The sequence below is a fragment of the Candidatus Binatota bacterium genome (assembly GCA_012960245.1).
Taxonomy (GTDB): Bacteria; Desulfobacterota; Binatia; order UBA1149; family UBA1149; genus UBA1149.
In genome coordinates this window covers 72,709-94,259 of sequence record DUBO01000025.1, presented here as the reverse complement: position 1 = coordinate 94,259, position 21,551 = coordinate 72,709, and the positions used below count along the sequence as shown (strand labels likewise).

Sequence of the window (21,551 nt, the reverse complement as noted above, 5' to 3'; positions counted from 1 at the left end):
AAAAGCAGTACCGCCCTCCCCATCGGTTGTCAAACCGCGTCAGTTAAGCAACGGGCGTGCTAAGGCCCAATAGAGTTAAGCAATACTTCTACTCATTATTGCCTGCCCCCCCCTTGATCGGCAGCACGTTGAGTTGCCCCGTAAGATCGTTGATAGCCACGTAAACGTCGGTGCGAAAAACCTCGCGGACGGTCGCGTAGCTGAGTACTTCGGCCGGTGCCCCGACCGCGTGCAGGCGGCCCTTGTTGAGCAGGGCAACCGTCGGAAAGTACAACGCGGCCAGGTTGAGATCGTGCAGTACCGAGACCACGGCCGTGCCGCGCGACCCGTTGAGTTCCTCGAGCAGGTCGTAGAGCCGGGTCTGCTCGCGTATGTCGAGAAAGGCGCCGGGCTCGTCGAGCAACAACAGCTCGGGCTGCTGCGCCAGCGCCCGGGCCACCGAAACGCGCTGCCGCTCGCCGCTCGACAGCGAATCAAAAACACGCCCGCCCAGGTGGTCAGTGCCCGTGGCCCGCATGGCGTCGTGGGCCACCGCCAGGTCTTCTTCGCTCTCCAGCGACAGCCCCTCCAGGTAGGGCGCGCGCCCCATGAGCACCACCTCGATGACCGAGTAAGGAAAACCCAGCGCAGGCTGCTGGCCTACCAGCGCCACCTTGCGGGCCAGATCCCCTCGCGAAGCCACGCTGGTGCTGCTTCCGCAGCAGTTCACCTGGCCACTGTCGGGCAGCAGCAGGCCCGCAGCCAGGCGCAGCAAGGTGGTCTTGCCCGAGCCGTTGGGCCCCACCACGGCCAGCATCCCGCCCCTCTCGACCTGCAGCGACAGTTCGTACACCCGTCCGCCGCCGTCGCCTCCCGAAGGATAGGCGTAGTTGACCCCAGTGAGCGTGAGCGGCGCCTGGCTGCCGTCCGAAGCGTGGCTCACGGTCCGTCCTCCGCCCGCGCCCGGCCGTGGCGCCTGAGCAGGTAAAGAAAAAACGGGCCACCGGTCATCGCCGTTATGGCCCCCACCGGCAGTTCGACAGGAGCCAGCGCCCAGCGGGCAATCGTGTCCGAGGCCACCAGGAAAGCGGCACCTCCCAGTACCGAGGCGGGCAACAACAGGCGATTGTCGCTGCCGAGCAAGCGGCGCATGAGGTGGGGAACCACCAGGCCCACGAAGGTGATCACGCCGGTCAAGGCCACCGACGCCCCCACCACCAGGGCCGAAGCGGCAAACACGGTGGCCCGGCAACGGCCGGCGTCAAAACCAAGACTCGCCGCCGTGTCGTCGCCCAGCCCCGAGAGGTTGAGCGCGCGCGCCTGCCCCATGAGCATGACTATTCCCACGGCAAACAACGACCCCGCAAGCGCCAGCGCCGGCCAGGGCTGCACCGACACTCCGCCCATCATCCAGAACACTATCGAGCGGGTGCGCGAGGCATCGGCCAGGGCATTGACCAGAAGTATCAGCGAGGCGCAGAAGGTGTTGAAGATCACGCCAACTAGAATCTGCGTGTAGGGATCGAGGCGGCCGTTGACCAGCGACGCACGGTAGACGAAGGCAGCGGCCGCGCCGGCGCCCACGAAAGCGAGCAGCGGCACTCCCGCAGTAGAGGCCCAGGCCGGCATCCAGGCCAGTGCCAGCACCGCCGCCAGTGCCGCGCCGCCCGACACGCCTATGATGTCAGGGCTGGCCAGGGGGTTGCGCAGGGCCGGTTGCAGGGCCGCCCCCGAGGCGGCGAGACCGGCACCCACCATGGCCGCCAGCGCCACCCGGGGCAGCCTGAGCTTCCAGAAAATCGTGTCGTCGGGCCCCACTCCCGCCATTACCGCGCCCAGGTCGAGCTCTACGCTGCCCACGAGCAGGGCCACCACCGCGCAGACCAGCGCCACCGCGGCGCAAAGGGCCAAGCCCCAGCGCCTGCGCGAGGCCGTGAGCCTGGCGGCGCTGTTCACGGCCGCTCACCCACTCGTGGCGCCGGGGCTTCGCCTGCCGGTACAGCCCGCGCGGGGTGGACGTAATCGGCCACCAATTGCGCCGCGCGGCCTACGCGCGGGCCGGGCCTGAGCAACAGGTCGCCGTCGCTCGCATGCACACGTCGCTTTAGCAGCGCCGGCATCTCCGGCCAGCCGCTCCACCTCACCAGGGGATCACCGCTGGACGCTTCGCTGCCCATGCCTACGTCAAACAACACCTCGGGTGCCGAGGCCACGAGGAATTCTGGATCGACTACCGGCCACGCGCCGCCGGCCTCGTCGGCCACGTTGCGAGCGCCAGCGATGTTGAGCAACTCGCCGAGGTAACCCGCCGGCCCGGCAAGAACCAGCGGCCTGTGGCCTACGACCAGCGCAACCGGCGGCCGCGGCAGGCCGGCCACGCGCGCGCGCACTGCTTCGAGCTCAGCGTCGATCGAGTCCACCAGCTTGCGGCCCTCGTCCGACCGGCCAACGGCCACGGCCACCTCGAGTATGGCCGCGTTCAACTGTTCAAGTGTAGCGTCGCGCACAACCAGCACCCGTATCCCCACCGCCTTGATGGCGTTGACTCCCGATTGGTTTCCAGGACTGGGCGAAGTGATCACCAGGTCGGGCCGCAGCGATACCACCCGCTCTATCACCGGGGCGAGAAAACCACCCACCCTCGGCAGGGCCGCCACCCGCTCGGGGTAGTCGCACTGGTCGGACACGCCCACCACCAGGTCGCCGGCCCCCAACGCAAACAGGGTCTCGGTCACCGACGGCACCAGCGACACCACCCGCTCGGGCAGCTCTGCTGCCGACCCGCTGGCCGACGATTGGCCAGCGGCGCTGGCCAGGGGGGCCATGCCCCCAAGGATGACCAGTAAAACAGTGGCTTTGGCCGCTCGGCGCAAAAAAGTTTCCTTATCCGGCGTCAACATTGAATGAACCCGGCTGGGGCCCGTCAACTGTACTGATAGCCGCGAACAAGACGGCCAAAGCTGAGCAGCAAGGGTAAAGGTTTTCTCCTCCTTTTTTTTCCCTTGGCCCACAGCCGGGTAGCGCACCCCCCTGCGTTGCCCGGCTTTTTTTATGGCTGCTGTGCCGATACCTGCCCGCAGCCGACCCCGGGCCCGGCCACCGCAGAACGGCGCTGCTTCAGAAGCCGGCAACTGCCGCCAGCGCGCGCAGGCTGGATCCCAACAGGGGTGAGGGCGACAGGCCGATTAAAACGACCGCCCCCGCGGCCAGCAGGACCGAGACGGTGAGCGCCGGCCGCGAAGGCAATACCCGGGAGGCCGCCGAAGCGCCGCCGACAGCCACAGAATCGGCATCGTCAAAATACATTGCGCGAATAACACCGAGATAGTAGGCCGCCGACAAGACACTGTTGAGCACGGCCACCACCACCAGGGTATAAAAGCCAGCGTCGAGCACCGCGCTGAACAGCGACACCTTGGCAACGAAACCACCCAGGGGAGGAATCCCGGTGAGCGACAGCATGCACACCGTCATGGCCAGGGCGGCAAGCGGGCGTGCTCTTCCGAGGCCGGCGAGGTCCGAAATATTTTCGGCCGGGCGACCGCGGTCGGCCAGCGACATCATCACCGCGAAGGCGCCCAGGTTCATCGCGGCGTAAGCGGCGAGATAGAAGAGCAGCGCCGCGGCGGCCTCGCTCGTGCCCGCCACCACGGCCATCGCCAGGTAACCGGTGTGGGCCACCGACGAAAAGGCCAGCATGCGCTTGAGGCTGCGTTGCCTGAGCGCGGCCAGGTTGCCCACGGTCATCGTGGCCGCGGCGGCCACCCACAGCGGGGTCTGCAGTTCGACCGCGACCCAGGGCATGGCCAGCAGCACCGACCTGAGCAGCGCGGCAAAGGCGGCAGCCTTGACCACGGTGGCCATGAAGGCGGTCACCGGGCTGGGAGCACCCTCGTACACGTCGGGAGCCCAGAGATGAAAGGGAACCGCCGCTATCTTGAAACCAAAGCCCACCAGCAGCAGGGCCGCGCCGAGCCGGGTGACGGCCGACGTTCCGCCCTCGCCCGCGAGTCCGGCCATCGCCGCGAGGTCGGTACTGCCGGCCTGGCTGTAAAGCAGGGCGATGCCGTAGAGCATGAAGGCCGAGGCAAAGGCCCCCAGGAGAAAATACTTGAGCGAGGCTTCGTTCGATCGCCTGCGCGCCTTGGCCATACCCGCGAGCACGTAGACCGCGATCGACATCGTCTCCAGGCCGAGAAACATCACCACGAGATCGGTAGCAGCGGCCATCACCATGCCGCCGGCCACGGCGAACAACAGCAGAGGGTAATACTCTCCCCTGGTCACGCCGTTGACCTCCAGCGTGTCGAGCGACATGAGCACCGACAAGGCCGCCACGATGCACAACAAGCCGTTGCACCAGCCGCTGAAAGCGTCGAGCGCTATCGGTCCGAAGTAAACCGCCTCCATGGGCGCCCTGCCCAGCACGGCTATCGCCAGGAGGGCCGCTATCGTCAACCAACCCACGCCACGACGCGACTGGTAGGGCCAGAACATTTCGGCGATGAGTACCAGCACCGCCGCACCGAAGGCCCACAGCAGCGGCATGACGGCGGCGTAGTCTGCGCCGGGGGGCAAGAGATTGAGGGGCAAGGGATTCACCTGCTCACCTCCACCCGCGCTGTTTCCACGGGCGTGATGCCCGCTCGCTCAAGGGTGAGTTCTACCGAGGCCTCCATGGTCTTCAGGAACGGCCGCGGGTACACGCCCATCAACACGATAAGCGCCAGCAGCGGGACCAGGATGACAAGCTCGCGCCGGTTGAGATCTGAGATCTCGCGATTCTCGGCCTTGTCGATTTCGCCGAACATCACCCGCTGGAACATCCACAACATGTAAACAGCTCCAAGCACCACGCCACTGCTGGCGAGGATGGCCAGCACGGGGCTGGCCTTGAAGGCACCGAGCAGGATGAGGAACTCGCCCACGAAACCGTTGAGGCCCGGCAGGCCGATGGACGACAGCGTGACCACGAGCAGAAAGAATGCGTAGAGTGGAACCTGCCGCCACAGTCCGCCGAAGTCGGCTATCAGGCGCGTGTGGCGTCGCTCGTAAAGAACGCCCACGAGCAGGAACAGCGCCCCGGTGGAGATGCCGTGGCTGATCATCTGGTATACGGCGCCTTCTACACCCACGACGTTGAGCGAAGACAAGCCCAGCATGACAAAACCAAGGTGACTTACCGACGAGTAGGCGACCAGTTTTTTCATGTCCGGCTGCACCATGGCAACCAGTGCGCCGTAGATGATGCCCACCACCGCCAGCGCGCCGATAATCGGCATGGCGGTCCCCAGTACGTCGGGACATATGGGCATGGCCAGGCGCAGAAATCCGTAGGTGCCCATCTTGAGAAGCACGCCGGCCAGTATCACCGAGCCGCCGGTGGGCGCCTCGACGTGAGCGTCAGGCAGCCAGGTGTGCAGCGGCCACATGGGAACCTTGATGGCGAACGACAAGGCCATGGCTGCAAAGCACCAGGCCTGGGCGCTGCGCGTGAGCTCGAGATCGTAGAGGTCGGTCATCGCGTAGCTCGGAGCGCCGGTGGCTCCCGCGTGGGCCAGGCCCAGCCAGACCAGCGCCACCAGCATGGGCAGGCTGCCCACCATCGTGAACAACACGAACTTCATGCTCGCGTAGACCCTGCGCCGGCCTCCCCAGATGCCGATGAGCAGGAACATGGGCACCAGCATCAGCTCCCAGAAAACGTAGAAGACCAGCACGTCGGTGGCCACGAGCGTTCCCAGCATGGCCGACTCGAGCAGCAGCACGTTCACCAGGTAGCCCTTCTGCCGCTTGTTGATCGAGGTGGCCGAGTTGAGCACCACCAGCGGCGTCAGGAAGACCGTGAGCAGCACCAGCAACAGCGAGATGCCGTCGAGCCCCAGCGACCAGGTGACGCCCATCTGCGGTATCCAGGCAGCCTGCTCGGTGAACTGGAACTCGCCGGTACTCGAATCAAAAAGCGCCGCGATGCGCAGTGCCACGGCAAAAACAGCCAGCGACGCGGTCAGGGCAATCGCGCGCATGCTCCTCACCGCGCCCGGGCCCGCCAGGGCCACCAGCGCGGCACCCACAACGGGCACGGCTATCAACAGGCTGAGCAGCTGCTGGTCCATCGGTCAGCCGCTCCCGCCCAGCAACACCGCCGCCACCAGCGCCAGCGCGCCGGCCAGCAAGCTCAAGGCGTAGTGCTGCACGCTGCCGCTGTTCCAGCGGCGCCAGGTTTCGGCCAGCACGCCGACCGCCATGGCCACGCCGTCGGCAAAGCGATCGATCAGTCCCACGTCAACCGACTTCCACAGGAACCCCGCACCGCGACCTATGGGCCGCACCAGCAGGCGCTCGTAGGCCTCGTCCACGCGCCACGCAGAGGCCATCCACTGCCAGGCCCTGCCCAGCGCGCCGCGCACGACGACGTCGGCGTCAGGGCCGGCCGAGTACAACTTCCACGCAAATCCCATCGACCCCAGCACCACCGTGGTCGACACCAGCATGAGTAACCACTCCACGGCCACCGACAGGTGTACCGAGTGCGCGGCGTGGGCGGCTGACGAAACCGACGGGGCCAGGAAAGAACCCAGCGCGTCGTGCCCGCCAAGCGCGTGAGGCACGCCCAGGTAACCACCCCCAACCGACAATACGGCCAGCACGATGAGCGGAACCGTCATCGACCGCGGGCTCTCGTGGGCCTGCTCTCCGCGCTCGCGATCACCGCGGAAGGAGTCAAAGAAAACCAGGCGCAGCAAGCGGGTCATGTAGAACGCCGTCAGCGCCGCGCCGGCAAGCCCGATCAACCACAAGCCGTAGTGACCACCGGCGAAGGTCGCGGCAAGGATCGCGTCCTTGGAAAAGAAACCCGCCAGCCCGGGCACACCGGCGATGGCCAGGGTGGCCACGGCGAAAGTGGCCCAGGTCACGGGCGTCTTCGCCCTCAACCCGCCCATCTTGCGGATGTCCTGTTCCTCGTGCAGCGCGTGGATGACGCTGCCCGCGCCGAGAAACAGCAAGCCCTTGAAGAACGCGTGGGTCATGACGTGGAACACCGCCGCGCCGAAGGCACCCACGCCCAGGGCCAGGAACATGTAGCCCAGCTGGCTCACGGTCGAGTAGGCCAACACTTTTTTGATATCGTTCTGCACCACGCCCACGGTCGCGGCCATGAGGGCCGTGATGGCACCCACCCAGGCGATCACCGTCATCGCCGCGGGCGCTGCCTCGAACAGACCGTTCAGCCGCGCCACCATGTACACCCCGGCCGTAACCATGGTGGCTGCGTGTATGAGAGCCGACACCGGAGTGGGCCCGGCCATGGCGTCGGGCAGCCAGACAAACAACGGTATCTGCGCCGACTTGCCCGTGGCACCAACGAACAGCAGCAGGGCAGCGGCCGTCACGAGGCCGGGCGAAAGCCCGGGGGCAGCGGCGTTGATATCGGCAAACCTCAACGACGAAGCGCCCAGGTCGGAAGCGCCCGGTGCCAGCGCCCAGAACAACAGGAAGGTGCCAAGCACGAAAGCCGCGTCGCCCACGCGGTTGACCACGAAGGCTTTCTTACCAGCCGACGCCTTGGCCGTATCGGTGTACCAGAAGCCGATCAGCAGGTAACTGCACAGGCCCACGCCTTCCCAACCCACGAACATCAGCACCAGGTTGTCGGCCATCACCAGCACCAGCATGGCCGAGGTAAACAGGTTCAGGTAAGCGAAGAATCTCGCGTAGTCGTCGTCGTGGGCCATGTAGCCGGTGGAGTACACGTGGATCAGGAAGCCCACGCCGGTGATGACCAGGCACATCACGACGCTGAGCGAGTCGAGTACAAAGCGTACGTCGATGTTGAAGCCCGCCACCGCGATCCAGCGATAGACGTCGTCGGCCAGCACCGCGCCCTCGGGCGCCGACACCAGCGCCGAGAAGGCGCGCAAAGCCAGCAGGAAACTCGCACCCACCACCGAGCAGGCCAACACGCCGGTGGCCCTGCGACCCACGCGGTAGCCCACCGCCACGTGCAGCACTGCTCCCAACAGCGGCAGCAGCGGTATCCACCTGAGCCAGTGTTCGGCTATTACCACTTGAGTAACGATATCTCCCCGGCGTCCACGGTCTGCCGGTTACGGAACATGGCCAGGATGACGGCCAGGCCCACGGCGGCCTCGGCAGCTGCCAGCGTCATCACGAAAAACACGATTACCTGCCCTTCCATCGTGCCCAGCCCGCGGGCCACTGCCACGAAGGCGAGGTTGGCGGCGTTGAGCATGAGCTCAACCGACATGAAGATGACGACAATATTGCGGCGCGTGGCAACGCCCGCCGCGCCGATAAAAAATAACGCCGCGCTCAGGGCCAGGAAGTGAGCAGGGCCGACCACGTCAGGCGTCCTCTCCGTTTTCTGCCAAGGGGGTTTCTGCCAACGGGGCTTCAGCCACCGGCTCGCGCTGGGCCAGGACCACCGCGCCCACCACCGCCACCAGCAACAGCATCGAGGTCAGCTCAAACGCCACCAGGTAGTCTGTAAAGAGCATCCGCGCCAGGACCCGGGTGCCACCGAAGCCCTCGGCCAGCACGGCGCCCGCGCCCGCTCCCCCTGAAACAGCGCCGGTGTCGCCCATCAGTACAACGGCCACGCCCGCCGCCAGCGTGGCGGCCACCGCGTAGGCAACGATGCGCAGCAGGGGATGGGCAGGCTCGTCGGGGTCTCCCTTGAGGTTGAGCAGAGTGATGACGAACAGGAACAACACCATCACCGCGCCCGCGTAAACTATGATCTGCAGCGCGGCCACGAGATGAGCCTCGAGGAATATGTAAAACACCGCCAGCATGAACAGCGTCATCACCAGGGACAACGCGCTGTGCACCGGGTTGGGCCGGGTTATCACGCCCAGCGCGCAGAGCACGGTAGCGGCGGCCAGCAGGTAGAAGACCAGCTCGCTCACACGAGCCCCTCCTTGAACAAGACGATGACGGCCGTGACCAGCAAGTTGGCAAGCGCCAGCGGCAGCATGCCCTTCCAGCCGAGATTCATCAGCTGGTCCCAGCGCAGGCGGGGTACGGTCCAGCGCACGAGAAACTGCAGCCAGCAGAAAAACACGACCTTGAAGGTGAAGGCTGTCACCTGCATCAGTGTTACCGCCAGCGGCGAGACCGCGATGAGATCGAGGCCGGGAAAATTCCAGCCCGCGCTACCGAGCCACGGTACCTGCCAGCCGCCGAAAAACAGGGCCGTGACCAGGCCGGCCACCATCACTACCTCGGCAAAGTCGGCCAGCATGAAGGCGGCCTGCTTACCGCCGGAGTACTCGGTGAAGTAACCAGCAATGAGCTCCGACTCGGCCTCGGGAAGATCAAAGGGTACTCGCTTGGTCTCGGCCATGCCCGCGACGAGCACGATGATGAAGGCCAGCGGCTGGGTAAACACGCCCCAGGCGGGGAGAAAACCGAAGAGGAGTTCGCCCTGGGCGCGGGCTATTTCCTGCAGGTCGAGCGTCCCCCACCACAGCACGCTGCTCACGAGCGCCAGCCCCATGGCGACCTCGTAGCTGATCATCTGCGCTGTACCTCGCACGCTGCCCAGCAGCGCCCAGCGGTTGTTGGACGCCCAGCCGGCTAGCACCACGCCATAGACACCCATCGAAGCGGTAGCCAGGATGTAGAGCAGGCCCACGTCGAGACTCACGGCCTGCAGGTTCACCACCCGCGTGCCAATGGTCAGCGTGTCGCCGAAAGGTATGGCGGCAAAAGCTATCATGGCCGGAAACAACGCCATGAACGGGGCCACCGAGTGCACCACGCGGTCGGCCGACTCGGGGCGGAAGTCTTCCTTGCTGAAGAGCTTGAGCGGATCGGCGACGGCGGTGTTGAGAATGCCGAGGTTGAAGGGCAACAAGCCGCCAAAGATGTTGGCGCGGTTGGCTCCCACGCGGTTCTGTATCAGGGCGCTACCCTTGCGCTCAAGCCACAACAGGAACAGCGACAGCTGCAGCACCATCACCAGGACGAGCAGGGATTTCAGCCCCCCTTCTATCCACTCAGCCATCGGCCTCGCCCCTCTTGAGCTGCCCTATGAGCTCAAGCGCACGGGGCACGTCGAGCCTCGCCACGTAGCGCCCTGCGTCCACCTGCAACACCGGCGCCAGCTCGCAGGCCCCGAGGCACTCGGCGCGGTCGAGGGTGAAGCGCCCGTCACGGGTGGTCTGTCCGGGCTCCACGCCCAGCTCCCGGGCCATGGCGGCCAGCACTTTCTCGGCACCCTTGAGACGACACGACACGTTGGTGCACAGTTCGAGCCGGCAACCCATATCCCGCCGTCGGTACATGGTGTAAAACGACACCACACCCTCCACCCAGGCTACAGGCAGTTCGAGCAAGCCGGCCACGTATGCCTGCGTGGGCGGGCTTATCCAGCCGAATTCTTCCTGGGCCAGCCACAGCACCGGCATGAGAGCCGCGCGACGCTCGGGATAACTCGCCACAATTTTTTCAAAGCGCCGCAGCGCTTCATCGCTGAACACCGGGGACTCCTGCTCTTTGCCTGACTCTTGGCCCATGTAGTTACTGGTCGCCGAGCACGGGCCTCAGCGATCGCACTCCCCGCCGATCATGTTCACCATGCCGAACACCGCCACGAGATCCGACAGCTTGGCCCCGGTCACCATGCTCTCCAGCGCGCCCACCGAGTAGAAGCAGGGCGGGCGCACCCTCACGCGGTAGGGTCGGCCGCTGCCGTCGCTGACCAGGAAAAACCCCAGCTCACCGTTGGCGCCTTCACCCGCGAAGTAGACCTCGCCCTCGGGAATGCGCACACCCTCGATGACGAGCTTGAACTGGTTCATCAACCCCTCGATAGAGCCGTAGACTTTTTCCTTGGGAGGCAGCACCAGCTTTGGATCGTCTATGCACCACGGGCCGCTCGGCATACGCTCGATACACTGCTCGACCATCTTGATGGACTGGAAGATCTCCTCGAAACGCACGTTGAAGCGATCGAAGTTGTCGCCCTTGCTGCCCACCGGTACGTCGAAGTCGAGTTCATCGTAAACCATGTAGGGCTCATCGCGGCGAAGATCACTGGCCAGGCCGCAGGCGCGCAACATGGGGCCAGTGACGCCCATGTCGAGGGCACGCTCCAGTTCAAGCACGCCGACACCGGCCATGCGGTCGAGAAAAATGCGATTGCTCTCCAGCAGTTTTTCGCAATCGACCATCACCCTTTTTACGTGTTCGAGGGCCGGGCCTATTTCTTCAAAAAACTGTTCGTCCAGGTCACGGGCCAGTCCGCCCACCCTGCCGTAGCTCACGGTCACGCGCGCCCCGGTGGCGGTAGAAGCAAGGTTGTAGAGCCGCTCGCGGGCTTCGTTCATGTAGAACCCGACCGTTATAGCTCCCAGCTCGGTGGCCCCCATGCCCAGCGCGGTAAGGTGATCGGCTATGCGCGAAACCTCCGACAACAGGGTGCGTATCCACGAACAGCGCGCCGGCACCGTTATCCCCGCGAGACGTTCAACCGCCTCTACAAAAATAAAGTTGTTGATCAACGGCGACGCGTAGTTCAAGCGGTCGGTGTAAGGAATAACCTGGTTCCAGGTTCCCTGCTCACACATCTTTTCAAAACCGCGGTGGAGGTAGCCGATCTCGGTCTCGCAGGCACGGATGGTCTCGCCGTCCAGGCGGAGATTGAACTTGAGGGTACCGTGCGTCGCCGGGTGCGACGGTCCCATCTGTATTTCCATTTCCTCGGTGAGAGGATCGGGCGCCATCGCGCCATGGATATCGGCCCGGCTATCGGTCACGTCGGGTTACCAGTGCCCGGCCAGGGGTTGGCGATCGGGTCGCGTTCTTCGACCAGCGGCTGCCGCTTGTTGTAGGGATAGTCCTTGCGAAGCGGGTAGCCCTCGAACTCCTCGTACATCAGTATGCGCCTGAGGTCGGGGTGACCGGTGAAGCGCAGGCCGAACATGTCCCAGGCTTCGCGCTCGGCCCAGTTGGCCGAACCCCACAGCGGGGTGGCCGAAGCCAGCGTCCAGGGTTCGCCAGCCAGGCGGGTCTTCACCATCAGCCGGCGGCCGGCAGCGATGCTGCGCAACTGGTACACCACCTCGATGACGCCCTCGGTGGCCACGCGGTCGACGGCCGTCAGGTCGACCAGCACGTTGTAGTCCTGGCCGGGGTCCTGCTTGAGAAAACGAAGGGCAGCCAGCAGCTGCTCGGGCTCGACTACGAGTACCGTGCCACTGGCGCAATCGTATTGCTCGGCACCGCAGCCGGGCACGGCAGCGGCTACCTGCGCGCTTAGCTCCACTCGAAAGCCCCCTTGCGCCAGGAGTACACAAAGCCCACTCCCAGCACGCCCACGAACATCAACATCTCAATGAAGCCGAACAGGCCCAGCTCACGAAAAATAACCGCCCATGGATAGAGAAACACGACCTCGATATCGAAAACTATGAAGAGAATCGCCACGATGTAGAAACGGATCGAAAACCTGACCCAGGCCGGGCCGGTGGGCTCATTGCCACACTCGAATGACTCGTCCTTTACGCGGCTGTGACTGCGCGGACCCAGAAAAGAGTTGATCGACACCATTACGCCGACGATGACCGCCGCAAGAGCAAAAGTGACAAGAACAGGAATATACTGGGACATCAGCTGCCGCAGGCCCGCCGCGCCATGCAAAAAGGCCTCGGCACGCGCCCGCTGAACGCCGATTTATTGCCACCGCAGGGCGGCAAGTCAACGTGAAGGGGCAGGCATTACCGCTACTTCAACAGTGTATTTGATCAGCTGAAGACAGCGGCCGGCTGACAGCCTCGCCGGCCCGGCCAGCCCCCGGTCGCGGGCCGGATAGAATCGCTCAGGCCACGTTGAGGTCGCGGCGCGGGACATCGCGAACCAGCACATCGCTGCTGCCCTCGCCAAAGCTGTGGCGCTTCATACGCTCGAGCCCCTCGCGGACTTCCCTGCGGGTCATCAGGATGCCGTAGGATCCTAGTATCTGCTTGACGATGTCGTAGTGGTTCTCGATCGACTGGGTCACCGAGGTGTAGCCGTGCCGGCCGGCACGCGGCCCTTCCCAGAAAGCCACCGGGTTCATCGAAAAGAAATGGGTGTCCGACTCGGCGGGTTCGATCACGATGATGTCGCCCTGGAAGTTGGGGTCGTCCTGGTAGGCGCGCAGTCCGTACTGGATACGCGAGTGCAGCAGGGTGCGGAACACCTGGTTTATGACCGTGCCCACACCCTGGTCGGCCAGCGGGGTTCCCTCGGTCACAAAGGTTCCGCGGTCAGCGTCGTAGCGATGCGTCACGCGGTTGGAGAACGGCCTGAAAGGGTTGTAGCAGATGATGAGATCGGCGCCGTGCTCCATGGCCACGTCGATGTTGGCCGTACGACGAACGCCGCCGTCCACGTAATCAACACCGTTGATGCGCGCCGGCTTGTAGAAAACAGGAAGCGCGGTCGAAGCCTGTATGGCCTCGGACACCGTGACCGAGCAGTCCTCGTCGTGGCCGAACACCACCCGCTCGGCGGTGTCGAGGTTCATGGCCGATATGTACAGCTCCTTGCCCGTGTAGCGCTGCAGGCTGCGAAACTCGTTCGGAAAACCATTGTTCTCCATGTTGTGACGCATGTAGCGCTCGATGCCGTTGTTGGTGAACACGCCCGAGGGCAAGTAATCGGTGGGAAACGGAATGCGGCGGGCGAACAACGCGCGGGCTATCGGCATGGCCACGTCCTGCAGCGAGCTGAGCGAGGGATAGCGGGCAAACACGCCCAACGCCGGCCTGACTTCTTCGACCAGGTCGGGGGCCTGCGAAAACATGTCCACGACTATACCCGGCAGGTAAGTCATAAGGTCGAGCACGTACTCAACGGGCTTGCCTACCCAGTCGCCGCCGTCTACCCCGTAGAAATCGCCGGGCCGAAACCGTGAGAACTGCACCGATGACCCGTCGAGTGCCCGCAACATTTCGGAGGGCGGAACGCCGGCGGCCAGTGGCGCGGCCAGCAGGGCGCCAGCGCTCAGGCCGACATAGAGATCAAAGTCGGTGGTCTTGCAGTTGATGAGAAAGTCGTCGAGAGCCTTGATGCCACCCAGCTTGAAAGCACCGCCGGTAACCGCACCACCGGCGAGTACCAGCGCCACCTTGGCGTCCTTCTTGCGAACCGAGAGGTCGCTCTTCTGTACTATGCTGATACCCAAATCAGTTCTCCGCCGCCCGCTCGCCACCGGCAGGACCCTGTCGGCCCGCTGCCTGCCCAGCCAGGGCCAGCTCGGCCAGCTCCAGCTCTTCGGGCGTTCCGACCGTGAGCCAAAGCCCTTTAAAAATGTACCCGAAAACGCGCTCGCCGGCCACGACCATGCGTGGGTAAGTTTGCCTGGTGATAGAAAACACGCCGCCCGCCGGCATAAAATCAAACACTTCCGGTTCCAGTACCTGCACACCGGTGTACATCCAGGGTTCCAGCGCTCCTTCGGCCGAGGGGTCGCTGGAGTCAAGAAACCCTCGAACGCGGCCCTCGCCGTCGGTGCGGATGACACCGAACTGGTCCATGTCGGCGTCCTTGCGCAACACCAGCGTGGCCAGGGCTTTGTGCTGCTCGTGGAAGCGAAGCACCTCGGCGAGGTCCACGTCGACTATGGTGTCGGCGTTGATCGTCACGAACGCGCCTTCGCCCAGCATCGGACGCACGCGCAGGATTCCACCGCCACTGTCGAGCAGGGGGTGCTCCTCGCTGTAGCGAATACGCGCGCCGCGATCCGAGCCGTCGCCGAGGTGGCCGCGTATCTGTTCGCCGAAGTGGTGAAGGTTTATAACCACGTCGGTTATGCCTGCCGCCAGCAGCGTGTCGAGCGCGTAGTCGACCAGGGGACGGCCTGCGACCGGGACCATGGCCTTGGGCGTATTGTCGGTCAACGGTCGCAAGCGCGTACCAAGCCCAGCCGCCAGTATCATGCCTGTCACGTGGGCACCTTTTCACGCACCTGTTCGTCCAGCAACCGGCGGGTCACCGGCAGGCCTTCGACTCGCGCAGCAAAGCGCCGCGCGGTAACCACTACGCCGGGCAGCATCCGGGCGTAGGCCGGCTTGCCCTTCACCGTGGCCAGGTAGTTGAACCTGCCGACCACCTTGAGCACTCGCTGCAAGGCCAGCCACTCGTACTGCTCAACCACCTGGTCAAAGGACAAGCCGGCCGCAGAATCTGCCAGCGAGTGCCAGCGAGCGAGAAGCTCGCTCTCCATGTCGGGCTGCAGCAGGGTGGGCGTCACGCGGTCGGTCAACAGCGAGGCCACGTCGTAGAGCGAAGGCGCCATGAGCGCGTCCTGGAAGTCGATCAGGCGAATGCGCAGGTCGTCGTTACCGCCGCCCTGCACCATCAGGTTCCAAGCGTGGTAGTCGCGATGACAGAACACGCGAGGCAGGGCCGCCAGCCTGTCCACGACAAGGCCCAGCTCGGCCCGGCACTCATCGATGCCGCTCGCCGCAGCAGGCAACAGCCCGAACTCGAGAAAGTGCTCCACTTCCCAGGCGAACAGTTCGTGGTCAAAGGCCTGGCCGAAAGCGTAGCAGCCACTGCCGTCGTCGATGCAGTCGTGTTGCAGGGCCGCGAGCAGCTCCAGCGCAGCGGTGAACAACGCCACCGGGTCGGCGCCGTCCAGACCCGCAGCGTCCCACAGGGGAGTGTCGCCCAGGTCTTCGAGCAGCAGCAGGTCACGGGCATCCGAAACCGCGTAGAGCCGCGGAACCGCGGGACAAGAGCGGGCCATGAATCGCAGCACGTTGACAAAAGGCAGCTCGTCGGGACCGCCCTCGGCAAAAACTCCCAGCTCGTCAGATGACATGGCCACGCCCGCGTCCTGCAGGATCATCAGCACCACCGACGCGGGGCAGCTGTCTCCCCCTTGTTGGCTACCCGACAGTGAGACCCTGGCGTAGACACGCGAAGAGGCGTCACCAGCGACCTCGGCCAGGGACTCGCACCGGGCACCGGGCCACAGGTCGGCGATGGTGGCGTCGAGCCACGTCTCTATGCGTGGATCGCTCAACGCTTCCGCCTGCCCGGCGCCAACACCGTGCCCCTGTAGTTGGCTCCCGGGCTTATCCTGCCCAGTACCCTCGCGCCGGCGGCACCGGTGACGGCCGGCAGGCCCGCCGCTCGACCTTCGACCAGGCAGAAGCCGAGCAGTGCAAAAGCCTGGGCCTCGAGCATGAGGGGGTCTGCGCCACACCCTGCTACCGACTTCACCTGCGAAGAAGGAAAGGCCTCGGCTACCATCGCCACCAGCGTGGGATTCAGTACGCCGCCGCCGCAGAGCAACAGTTCGCGAGGATCGGGCATGCCCATGCGCGACAGGCTTCGCCGCATGGCTACCGCCGTGGCCATGGTCGCGCTGGCCACGATGTCATCGGCGGCGAGGCCACGCTTGCGGCCCGACTCCACCAGTCCGGCCGCAAGGTGCCGCCCGAACTCTTCCCTGCCGGTGGAGGCCGGTAGTTTCCTTCGAAAGAAAGGCGCCCGCATTACCTGCGCCACCAGCTCCCGGCTAACCGTACCGCGGGCAGCCATGCGCCCCCCCTTGTCCATGCGGCGACGCCCCGAGCTGAGCAGTTCAACGCAGCCGTCGATGAGCATGTTGCCAGGACCGGTGTCGCTACCGCCCACGGCAGCTGCATCGCGTCCGGCGGGAAGCAGCGTCGCGTTGCCTATGCCGCCCAGGTTCTGTACGACGCGGTCGTGCCGGGGATGGGAAAACAACTCGTGGTGAACGAAGGGGACCAGCGGCGCACCCTGTCCACCGGCGGCCGTATCAGCCACGCGAAAATCGCTGGCGACAGTCGTGCCCGTGAGTTCGGCCAGCAGCGCGCCGTCCCCTGCCTGCACTGTAACTGTGTTGCGCGCCGGCAGGTGACACAACGTGTGGCCATGGCTGGCCACGAGGTCGGGCGGTGTGGATCTTCGAGCAGCGCACAGCACGTCTTCCACCGCCGAGGCAAAGACCCTCGCGAGGTCAAGTGAAACCGCCGCGTGTTCGGCTACGCTCACAGCCTGTCCCTCGCAAGCATCCACCAGTCGCTGCCTCAAGCCCCGCGGCCAGGACCTCACGAGTGAGGCGAGCGGTTTTATAGCCACCCGGCCACCGGCGCTGCGCACTATCCTGACCAGCGCTGCGTCCACCCCGTCAAGGGATGTGCCCGACATCAAACCGACCACGACCAGTGGCCGCGCTTTAACCATTGCTTGCGACACTCCGATTATACTGTCATTTTAAGTAGATGGCTGCCAGTCCAGAAGCTCCGATATCCCCGTCAAGGCTGGCCGAGCTTAACGACCAGTTTGAAAGCGCGTCGCCGGAGCAGATACTGGGCTGGGCGGTGACCGAGTTCCCCGAGGACATCATCCTCACCTGCTCTTTCCAGCACGACGGCGTGGTACTTGCGCACATGCTGCGTACCATAAAGCCCGACATCCCGGTGGTCTTCATCGAAACCCGTTTTCACTTTGCCGAAACGCTGAAGTACCGCGACAATATCGTGAAACTGCTGGGCCTCAACCTGAGACAACTCGAAGCCGAGATGAGCGCCGACGAGTTCCGGGCCAAGCACAGCGACAATCTCTACGATAGAGACCCGGACCTGTGCTGCCAGATCAACAAGGTCGAGCCGCTGAGAAAAGCGCTGGCAGGAACCTCGGCCTGGATCAACGGCCGGCGGCGTAACCAGACCGAAGAACGGGCCGCTATGGGGCACGTTGAGCTGGCCGGAAGCGTGGTCAAGATAAACCCGCTGGCCCGCTGGACGTCAAAGGACACCTACAAGTACCTCAACTGCCACCGACTGCCCGAACACCCGTTATTTGAAAGGGGCTACGCCTCCATAGGCTGCGCGCCCTGCACCTCGCTCGGCGAAGCGAGATCGGGACGCTGGGCGGGCAGTAACAAGCGCGAGTGCGGTATACACACCGTGATGGACGCGGGCGGCCCGAACAGCCCCGAAGTTGCCGAGTTGGCAACGAACGATTCTGCTTCGAGCGAAGATTCCTGAACGGCAGTGGCGCTGAGCGCCCCACCCGGCGGCGCGTTCAGCCGGTTGGAAAGATCTGCTGCATCTTCATGGCGAGGCTCATGTCACCCTTGATCTTGAGCTTGCCACCCATGAAGGCCATCTGGGGGTTGAGTTCGCCGTTGATCATGTCGAGAAAATCGGCGACCGACATCGTTATCGAAATGTTGGGCTTTGTATGGGTCCCGGCCTGGGCCAGGTCTCCCTCGATGACACCGTCAGTGATCACCACGTGCCAGGTGCCGCCACCGTCGCCGGAAAGCTCGTACTGGTAGACAGCCGTCAACCCAGCGGCGGCCGCCGAGTTGAAGCGCTTGGGCATCTCTTCGAATACCTTCTGAATGTTGTCGGCCCTTACCATGCTTAACTTCCGCCCCTCGCCGCGCTCTTGAGCAAGGCCACGCTGTCGATGGCGTATTAAGCGTAGAGTGAACCTGAGTCAACCGGAACGGTTATCTCCCCCCCCTACCGACGAAGGAAGGAAACGCCTATGCGCTCACCTGCGGCGCACAAAACCCCAAACGAAAAAAGCCCCCCGACACTTGCCGGGAGGCCCCTTGAACCCCTAAGGGTTCTTGTTTCGTCGTCGGGTAGAGCCTGCCCGGAAGTCACCGAAGCAACGACCGGGCAGGCTCAATCGGTTTGGTTATCTTCGTTTCCTGGCTTTCTTCTTGGTGGCCTTTTTCTTGGTAGCCTTCTTCTTGGCTTTCTTCTTGCCTTTCTTCTTGGCTACCTTTTTCTTGGCCTTCTTCTTGGTAGCCTTTTTCTTGGCTACCTTCTTCTTGCCTTTCTTCTTGGCTACTTTTTTCTTGGCCTTTTTCTTGGCCTTCTTCTTAGTAGCTTTTTTCTTGGTTGCCTTTTTCCTGGTCGCCTTCTTCTTGGTAGCCTTCTTCCTGGTTACCTTTTTCTTGGCGGCCTTCTTCCTGGTTGCCTTCTTCTTAGTAGCTTTCTTTTTTCGTACTGCCATTGTGTATCCTCCTTCACTCCTCTACCGGCACCGTCCGACGAAACTTCACACGACTCTCTTTTTTCTTTCCATTGTACTGTTACCTAAAATTATAGTTTTCACCGATGGTCGGAGTCAATAGTTCAGAACGATAAACGAACAGGGCCAGAAATAGCTCCCACCGTCAGTCGCTCTGCACTTGCTGCACTCCATCGAGCGCACAAAACTCGCGAAACAATTCCTGCTGCGCTTTTTTACTGCCCACGCAGGTGATTTCTACGCTTCGCTGCGGCCCATCTACGCGTACTGTAAGCGATTCTGCGTCTATCGAAGGGTTAGAATGCACAGCGTCAATGACCGGCACAGAATCAGCACCGCTTAGCATCGTGACATTGTAACGCACGAGACTACGACGCCCACGCACGCGTGACTCCAAGCCGCGCAACGACACGAGGCAGGAAATTATTATCACCGTCGAGGCCACGGCGGCTTCCCAGGCCCCGCTACCGGCAGCAATGCCCACGCCGGCGACCGCCCATATGGTGGCGGCCGTAGTCAAACCGGTCACCGCACCGCGCGCCTGTATGATGGCCCCGGCACCGATAAAGCCGACGCCGGTTACCACCTGCGCCGCGATACGGCCGGGGTCACCCGACTCGCCGGCGACGTGACGCGACACGATCGTCAGCAGCGCGGCGCCCACGGCGATGAGCAGGTTGGTGCGTAGTCCAGCGGGCTTGCCGGTGAGCTCCCTCTCCATGCCCATGGCGCCGCCGAGCACGAGCGCCAGCAACAACTTGGCGCCATCGGTCATCACGAATTCGAGCAACTCGTTTATCAGTGGCATACTCCGCTCCCTTCCATGATCACGCCCGCAGCCGGCCGAAAACCCGGCCCCCCGGGTAGACAGCGCGATCGCCCAGCTCTTCTTCTATGCGAAGCAACTGGTTGTACTTGGCCGTCCTCTCTCCCCTCGAGAGCGAGCCTGTTTTAATCTGCCCAGCGTTGAGCGCTACCGCGAGATCGGCGATCGTGGAGTCCTCGGTCTCGCCCGACCGATGCGAAATCACCGCGGTGTATCCTGCTCGCTCGGCCGTGCGCACGGCCTCTATAGTTTCACTCAACGTTCCTATCTGGTTGACCTTGACCAGTATCGAGTTGGCCACGCCCTCGTCTATGCCGCGCTTGAGTCGTTGGCTGTTGGTGACGAAGAGATCATCACCCACCAGCTGTACGCGGTCTCCTAGGCTGTTGGTCAAGCGAGCCCAGCCATCCCAGTCGTCCTCGTCCAGGCCGTCCTCTATCGACACCAGCGGGTAGCGGTCGGTCAGCCGCTGGTACAGCTTGATCATCTGCGCGCTGCTGCGTGTCTTGCCGTCGGACTTCACGAAACGGTAGACGCCGTCTTGGCAGAACTCGCTGGCCGCGACGTCGAGCGCCAACGAGACGTGCCGACCCGGCTTGTAGCCCGCGTCTTCAATGGCGCGCATAACGCACTTGATGGCCTCGTCATTGCTGCTCAGGCCGGGGGCAAAGCCGCCCTCGTCGCCCACGTTGGTGCTCATGCCGCGGGCCTTGAGCACCGATTTGAGCGCGTGAAAAACTTCGGTGCCCATGCGCAGCGCCTCGCTGAAACTGCGCGCGCCGTGGGGCACGATCATAAACTCCTGGAAATCCAGCCCGTTGTCGGCGTGGGCCCCCCCGTTGATTATGTTCATCAACGGCACCGGCAGGGTGCGGGCGCGGGGCCCTCCGATCTGCCTGTACAGCGAGCGCCCACTGCCGGCCGCCGCCGCGTGGGCCACGGCCAGCGACACGCCGAGGATGGCGTTGGCACCCAGGCGCGACTTGTTGGGGGTACCGTCCAGCTCCAACATGCAGCTGTCGACCGCCTGCTGATCACTGGCCTCAAGGCCACGTACGGCCGGGCCGATGTGGTCGTTGACGTTCTTGACCGCCTGCAGGACCCCCTTGCCACCGTAGCGCTTACGGCGAACGTCCCTCAGCTCCAGGGCCTCGTGGGTGCCGGTCGAAGCACCCGACGGCACACAGGCACGCCCGCGCGCGCCTGATCTCAGTAAAACGTCGACCTCCACGGTCGGATTTCCCCTCGAATCGAGTATCTCTCGTCCCTTGACAGACTTTATCTTCACGCCGTTATATCTCCTCTGCCGCGACCGCCACCACGCCAGACCGCTTCAATCATACTTGCCCTGTAGTGTAGCGCTAACTGCTGGGGTATCCTCAACAGTGGAATGGCCAGGCGAAAACAACGAGACGCGCGTAAGCTCGCTCTGATGGTCTGGGTGCTGGCCGGGGTTTTCATACTGCAGGTGGGTAGCCTCGTTTTCGGACGCCACGGTCTTCGCCAGGCCGGCGATCTCAACAACAGGCTCGAACGCCTGTCGGCCGAGGCAAGCCTGCGCATTGCCCGCAACGACTCTCTCTACCAGGATTTCCAAGGACTGCGCAATGACCCCAGGGTGCTCGAAGCGGTGGCCCGGCAGAAGCTCGGTGTCGTGGCCGACGACGAGTTCCTGTTTCGCTTCAGTCACTCGCCCTGAATAGTTTCT

The 21,551-nt window shown here is 63.9% G+C and carries 22 protein-coding genes and 1 pseudogene; 3 read left to right on the top strand and 20 right to left on the bottom strand.

Features of this window, described 5'->3' with window-relative positions; genetic code table 11:
- Window positions 1-88 precede the first annotated feature (88 nt).
- The 17 genes from EYQ35_04435 to EYQ35_04355 form a co-directional block, all read right to left on the bottom strand.
- Window positions 89-922 (bottom strand): ABC transporter ATP-binding protein, encoded by an 834-nt coding sequence (locus tag EYQ35_04435; GenBank protein HIF63390.1) that lies wholly within the window; start codon window positions 920-922, stop codon window positions 89-91.
- Window positions 919-1,935 carry an iron ABC transporter permease gene (locus EYQ35_04430; protein ID HIF63389.1) on the bottom strand — a complete coding sequence of 339 codons (1,017 nt, stop codon included), beginning with the start codon at window positions 1,933-1,935 and terminating at the stop codon, window positions 919-921. Before EYQ35_04430 ends, EYQ35_04435 begins: the two co-directional genes overlap by 4 nt.
- Window positions 1,932-2,879: an ABC transporter substrate-binding protein gene (locus EYQ35_04425; protein ID HIF63388.1), complete on the bottom strand. Its 948-nt coding sequence runs from the start codon at window positions 2,877-2,879 to the stop codon at window positions 1,932-1,934. Before EYQ35_04425 ends, EYQ35_04430 begins: the two co-directional genes overlap by 4 nt.
- Before the next feature lie 217 nt (window positions 2,880-3,096).
- On the bottom strand, window positions 3,097-4,581 hold the full coding sequence (locus EYQ35_04420; protein ID HIF63387.1) for an NADH-quinone oxidoreductase subunit N: 1,485 nt from the start codon (window positions 4,579-4,581) through the stop codon (window positions 3,097-3,099).
- The gene (locus tag EYQ35_04415; protein HIF63386.1) at window positions 4,578-6,095 is read right to left on the bottom strand and encodes an NADH-quinone oxidoreductase subunit M; all 1,518 of its coding nucleotides are present in this window, start codon (window positions 6,093-6,095) and stop codon (window positions 4,578-4,580) included. Before EYQ35_04415 ends, EYQ35_04420 begins: the two co-directional genes overlap by 4 nt.
- Before the next feature lie 3 nt (window positions 6,096-6,098).
- The gene (gene nuoL, locus EYQ35_04410) at window positions 6,099-8,042 is read right to left on the bottom strand and encodes an NADH-quinone oxidoreductase subunit L (GenBank protein ID HIF63385.1); all 1,944 of its coding nucleotides are present in this window, start codon (window positions 8,040-8,042) and stop codon (window positions 6,099-6,101) included.
- Entirely contained in the window at window positions 8,042-8,344 is a 303-nt protein-coding gene (gene nuoK, locus EYQ35_04405) for an NADH-quinone oxidoreductase subunit NuoK (protein HIF63384.1), read from the bottom strand. The genes nuoL and nuoK overlap by 1 nt, the downstream gene beginning before the upstream one ends.
- A gap of 1 nt (window position 8,345) precedes the next feature.
- On the bottom strand, window positions 8,346-9,056 hold the full coding sequence (locus EYQ35_04400) for a hypothetical protein (protein ID HIF63383.1): 711 nt from the start codon (window positions 9,054-9,056) through the stop codon (window positions 8,346-8,348).
- The gene (locus tag EYQ35_04395) at window positions 8,906-10,009 is read right to left on the bottom strand and encodes an NADH-quinone oxidoreductase subunit H (protein HIF63382.1); all 1,104 of its coding nucleotides are present in this window, start codon (window positions 10,007-10,009) and stop codon (window positions 8,906-8,908) included. Before EYQ35_04395 ends, EYQ35_04400 begins: the two co-directional genes overlap by 151 nt.
- On the bottom strand, window positions 10,002-10,520 hold the full coding sequence (locus EYQ35_04390) for an NAD(P)H-dependent oxidoreductase subunit E (GenBank protein HIF63381.1): 519 nt from the start codon (window positions 10,518-10,520) through the stop codon (window positions 10,002-10,004). The genes EYQ35_04395 and EYQ35_04390 overlap by 8 nt, the downstream gene beginning before the upstream one ends.
- A gap of 27 nt (window positions 10,521-10,547) precedes the next feature.
- Window positions 10,548-11,729: an NADH-quinone oxidoreductase subunit D gene (locus tag EYQ35_04385; protein ID HIF63380.1), complete on the bottom strand. Its 1,182-nt coding sequence runs from the start codon at window positions 11,727-11,729 to the stop codon at window positions 10,548-10,550.
- 29 nt (window positions 11,730-11,758) lie between these two features.
- Complete coding sequence (locus EYQ35_04380; protein ID HIF63379.1) at window positions 11,759-12,292, bottom strand: NADH-quinone oxidoreductase subunit C; 534 nt, start codon at window positions 12,290-12,292, stop codon at window positions 11,759-11,761.
- Complete coding sequence (locus tag EYQ35_04375) at window positions 12,262-12,618, bottom strand: NADH-quinone oxidoreductase subunit A (protein ID HIF63378.1); 357 nt, start codon at window positions 12,616-12,618, stop codon at window positions 12,262-12,264. Before EYQ35_04375 ends, EYQ35_04380 begins: the two co-directional genes overlap by 31 nt.
- Before the next feature lie 205 nt (window positions 12,619-12,823).
- Entirely contained in the window at window positions 12,824-14,389 is a 1,566-nt protein-coding gene (locus tag EYQ35_04370) for a hypothetical protein (GenBank protein ID HIF63377.1), read from the bottom strand.
- Window positions 14,175-14,936, bottom strand: coding sequence for an NDP-sugar synthase (locus tag EYQ35_04365; GenBank protein HIF63376.1), 762 nt, complete (start codon window positions 14,934-14,936; stop codon window positions 14,175-14,177). The genes EYQ35_04370 and EYQ35_04365 overlap by 215 nt, the downstream gene beginning before the upstream one ends.
- Window positions 14,933-16,201 carry a hypothetical protein gene (locus tag EYQ35_04360; GenBank protein ID HIF63375.1) on the bottom strand — a complete coding sequence of 423 codons (1,269 nt, stop codon included), beginning with the start codon at window positions 16,199-16,201 and terminating at the stop codon, window positions 14,933-14,935. The genes EYQ35_04365 and EYQ35_04360 overlap by 4 nt, the downstream gene beginning before the upstream one ends.
- Entirely contained in the window at window positions 16,015-17,208 is a 1,194-nt protein-coding gene (locus EYQ35_04355) for an anhydro-N-acetylmuramic acid kinase (GenBank protein ID HIF63374.1), read from the bottom strand. The genes EYQ35_04360 and EYQ35_04355 overlap by 187 nt, the downstream gene beginning before the upstream one ends.
- A gap of 38 nt (window positions 17,209-17,246) precedes the next feature.
- On the opposite strand from EYQ35_04355, the gene EYQ35_04350 reads away from it, so the two are divergent.
- The gene (locus EYQ35_04350; GenBank protein HIF63373.1) at window positions 17,247-18,014 is read left to right on the top strand and encodes a phosphoadenylyl-sulfate reductase; all 768 of its coding nucleotides are present in this window, start codon (window positions 17,247-17,249) and stop codon (window positions 18,012-18,014) included.
- Window positions 18,015-18,051: 37 nt separating this feature from the next.
- Here the strand turns inward: EYQ35_04350 and EYQ35_04345 are convergent, their stop codons facing one another.
- Entirely contained in the window at window positions 18,052-18,393 is a 342-nt protein-coding gene (locus EYQ35_04345; protein ID HIF63372.1) for an SCP2 sterol-binding domain-containing protein, read from the bottom strand.
- A gap of 298 nt (window positions 18,394-18,691) precedes the next feature.
- On the opposite strand from EYQ35_04345, the pseudogene EYQ35_04340 reads away from it, so the two are divergent.
- Window positions 18,692-18,988 (top strand): annotated as a pseudogene (locus tag EYQ35_04340) (hypothetical protein).
- A gap of 174 nt (window positions 18,989-19,162) precedes the next feature.
- On the opposite strand, the gene EYQ35_04335 reads toward EYQ35_04340, so the two are convergent.
- Window positions 19,163-19,792 (bottom strand): MgtC/SapB family protein, encoded by a 630-nt coding sequence (locus EYQ35_04335; protein HIF63371.1) that lies wholly within the window; start codon window positions 19,790-19,792, stop codon window positions 19,163-19,165.
- A 52-nt stretch (window positions 19,793-19,844) separates the two neighbouring features.
- A complete protein-coding gene (locus tag EYQ35_04330) occupies window positions 19,845-21,131 on the bottom strand; it encodes a phosphopyruvate hydratase (protein ID HIF63370.1) in 1,287 nt (428 codons plus the stop codon).
- A gap of 102 nt (window positions 21,132-21,233) precedes the next feature.
- Here EYQ35_04330 and EYQ35_04325 point away from each other — a divergent pair, with 102 nt between their 5' ends.
- The gene (locus tag EYQ35_04325) at window positions 21,234-21,542 is read left to right on the top strand and encodes a hypothetical protein (protein HIF63369.1); all 309 of its coding nucleotides are present in this window, start codon (window positions 21,234-21,236) and stop codon (window positions 21,540-21,542) included.
- Window positions 21,543-21,551 lie beyond the last annotated feature (9 nt).

What these genes read in the sequence shown, in the direction of transcription:
- EYQ35_04425 (HIF63388.1), bottom strand. Translation starts at nt 2,879, where the DNA reads ATGTTGACGCCGGATAAGGAAACTTTTTTGCGCCGAGCGGCCAAAGCC.
- EYQ35_04415 (HIF63386.1), bottom strand. Translation starts at nt 6,095, where the DNA reads ATGGACCAGCAGCTGCTCAGCCTGTTGATAGCCGTGCCCGTTGTGGGT.
- EYQ35_04395 (HIF63382.1), bottom strand. Translation starts at nt 10,009, where the DNA reads ATGGCTGAGTGGATAGAAGGGGGGCTGAAATCCCTGCTCGTCCTGGTG.
- EYQ35_04390 (HIF63381.1), bottom strand. Translation starts at nt 10,520, where the DNA reads ATGGGCCAAGAGTCAGGCAAAGAGCAGGAGTCCCCGGTGTTCAGCGAT.
- EYQ35_04385 (HIF63380.1), bottom strand. Translation starts at nt 11,729, where the DNA reads ATGGCGCCCGATCCTCTCACCGAGGAAATGGAAATACAGATGGGACCG.
- EYQ35_04355 (HIF63374.1), bottom strand. Translation starts at nt 17,208, where the DNA reads ATGGTTAAAGCGCGGCCACTGGTCGTGGTCGGTTTGATGTCGGGCACA.
- EYQ35_04350 (HIF63373.1), top strand. Translation starts at nt 17,247, where the DNA reads ATGGCTGCCAGTCCAGAAGCTCCGATATCCCCGTCAAGGCTGGCCGAG.
- EYQ35_04345 (HIF63372.1), bottom strand. Translation starts at nt 18,393, where the DNA reads ATGGTAAGGGCCGACAACATTCAGAAGGTATTCGAAGAGATGCCCAAG.
- EYQ35_04335 (HIF63371.1), bottom strand. Translation starts at nt 19,792, where the DNA reads ATGACCGATGGCGCCAAGTTGTTGCTGGCGCTCGTGCTCGGCGGCGCC.
- EYQ35_04325 (HIF63369.1), top strand. Translation starts at nt 21,234, where the DNA reads ATGGCCAGGCGAAAACAACGAGACGCGCGTAAGCTCGCTCTGATGGTC.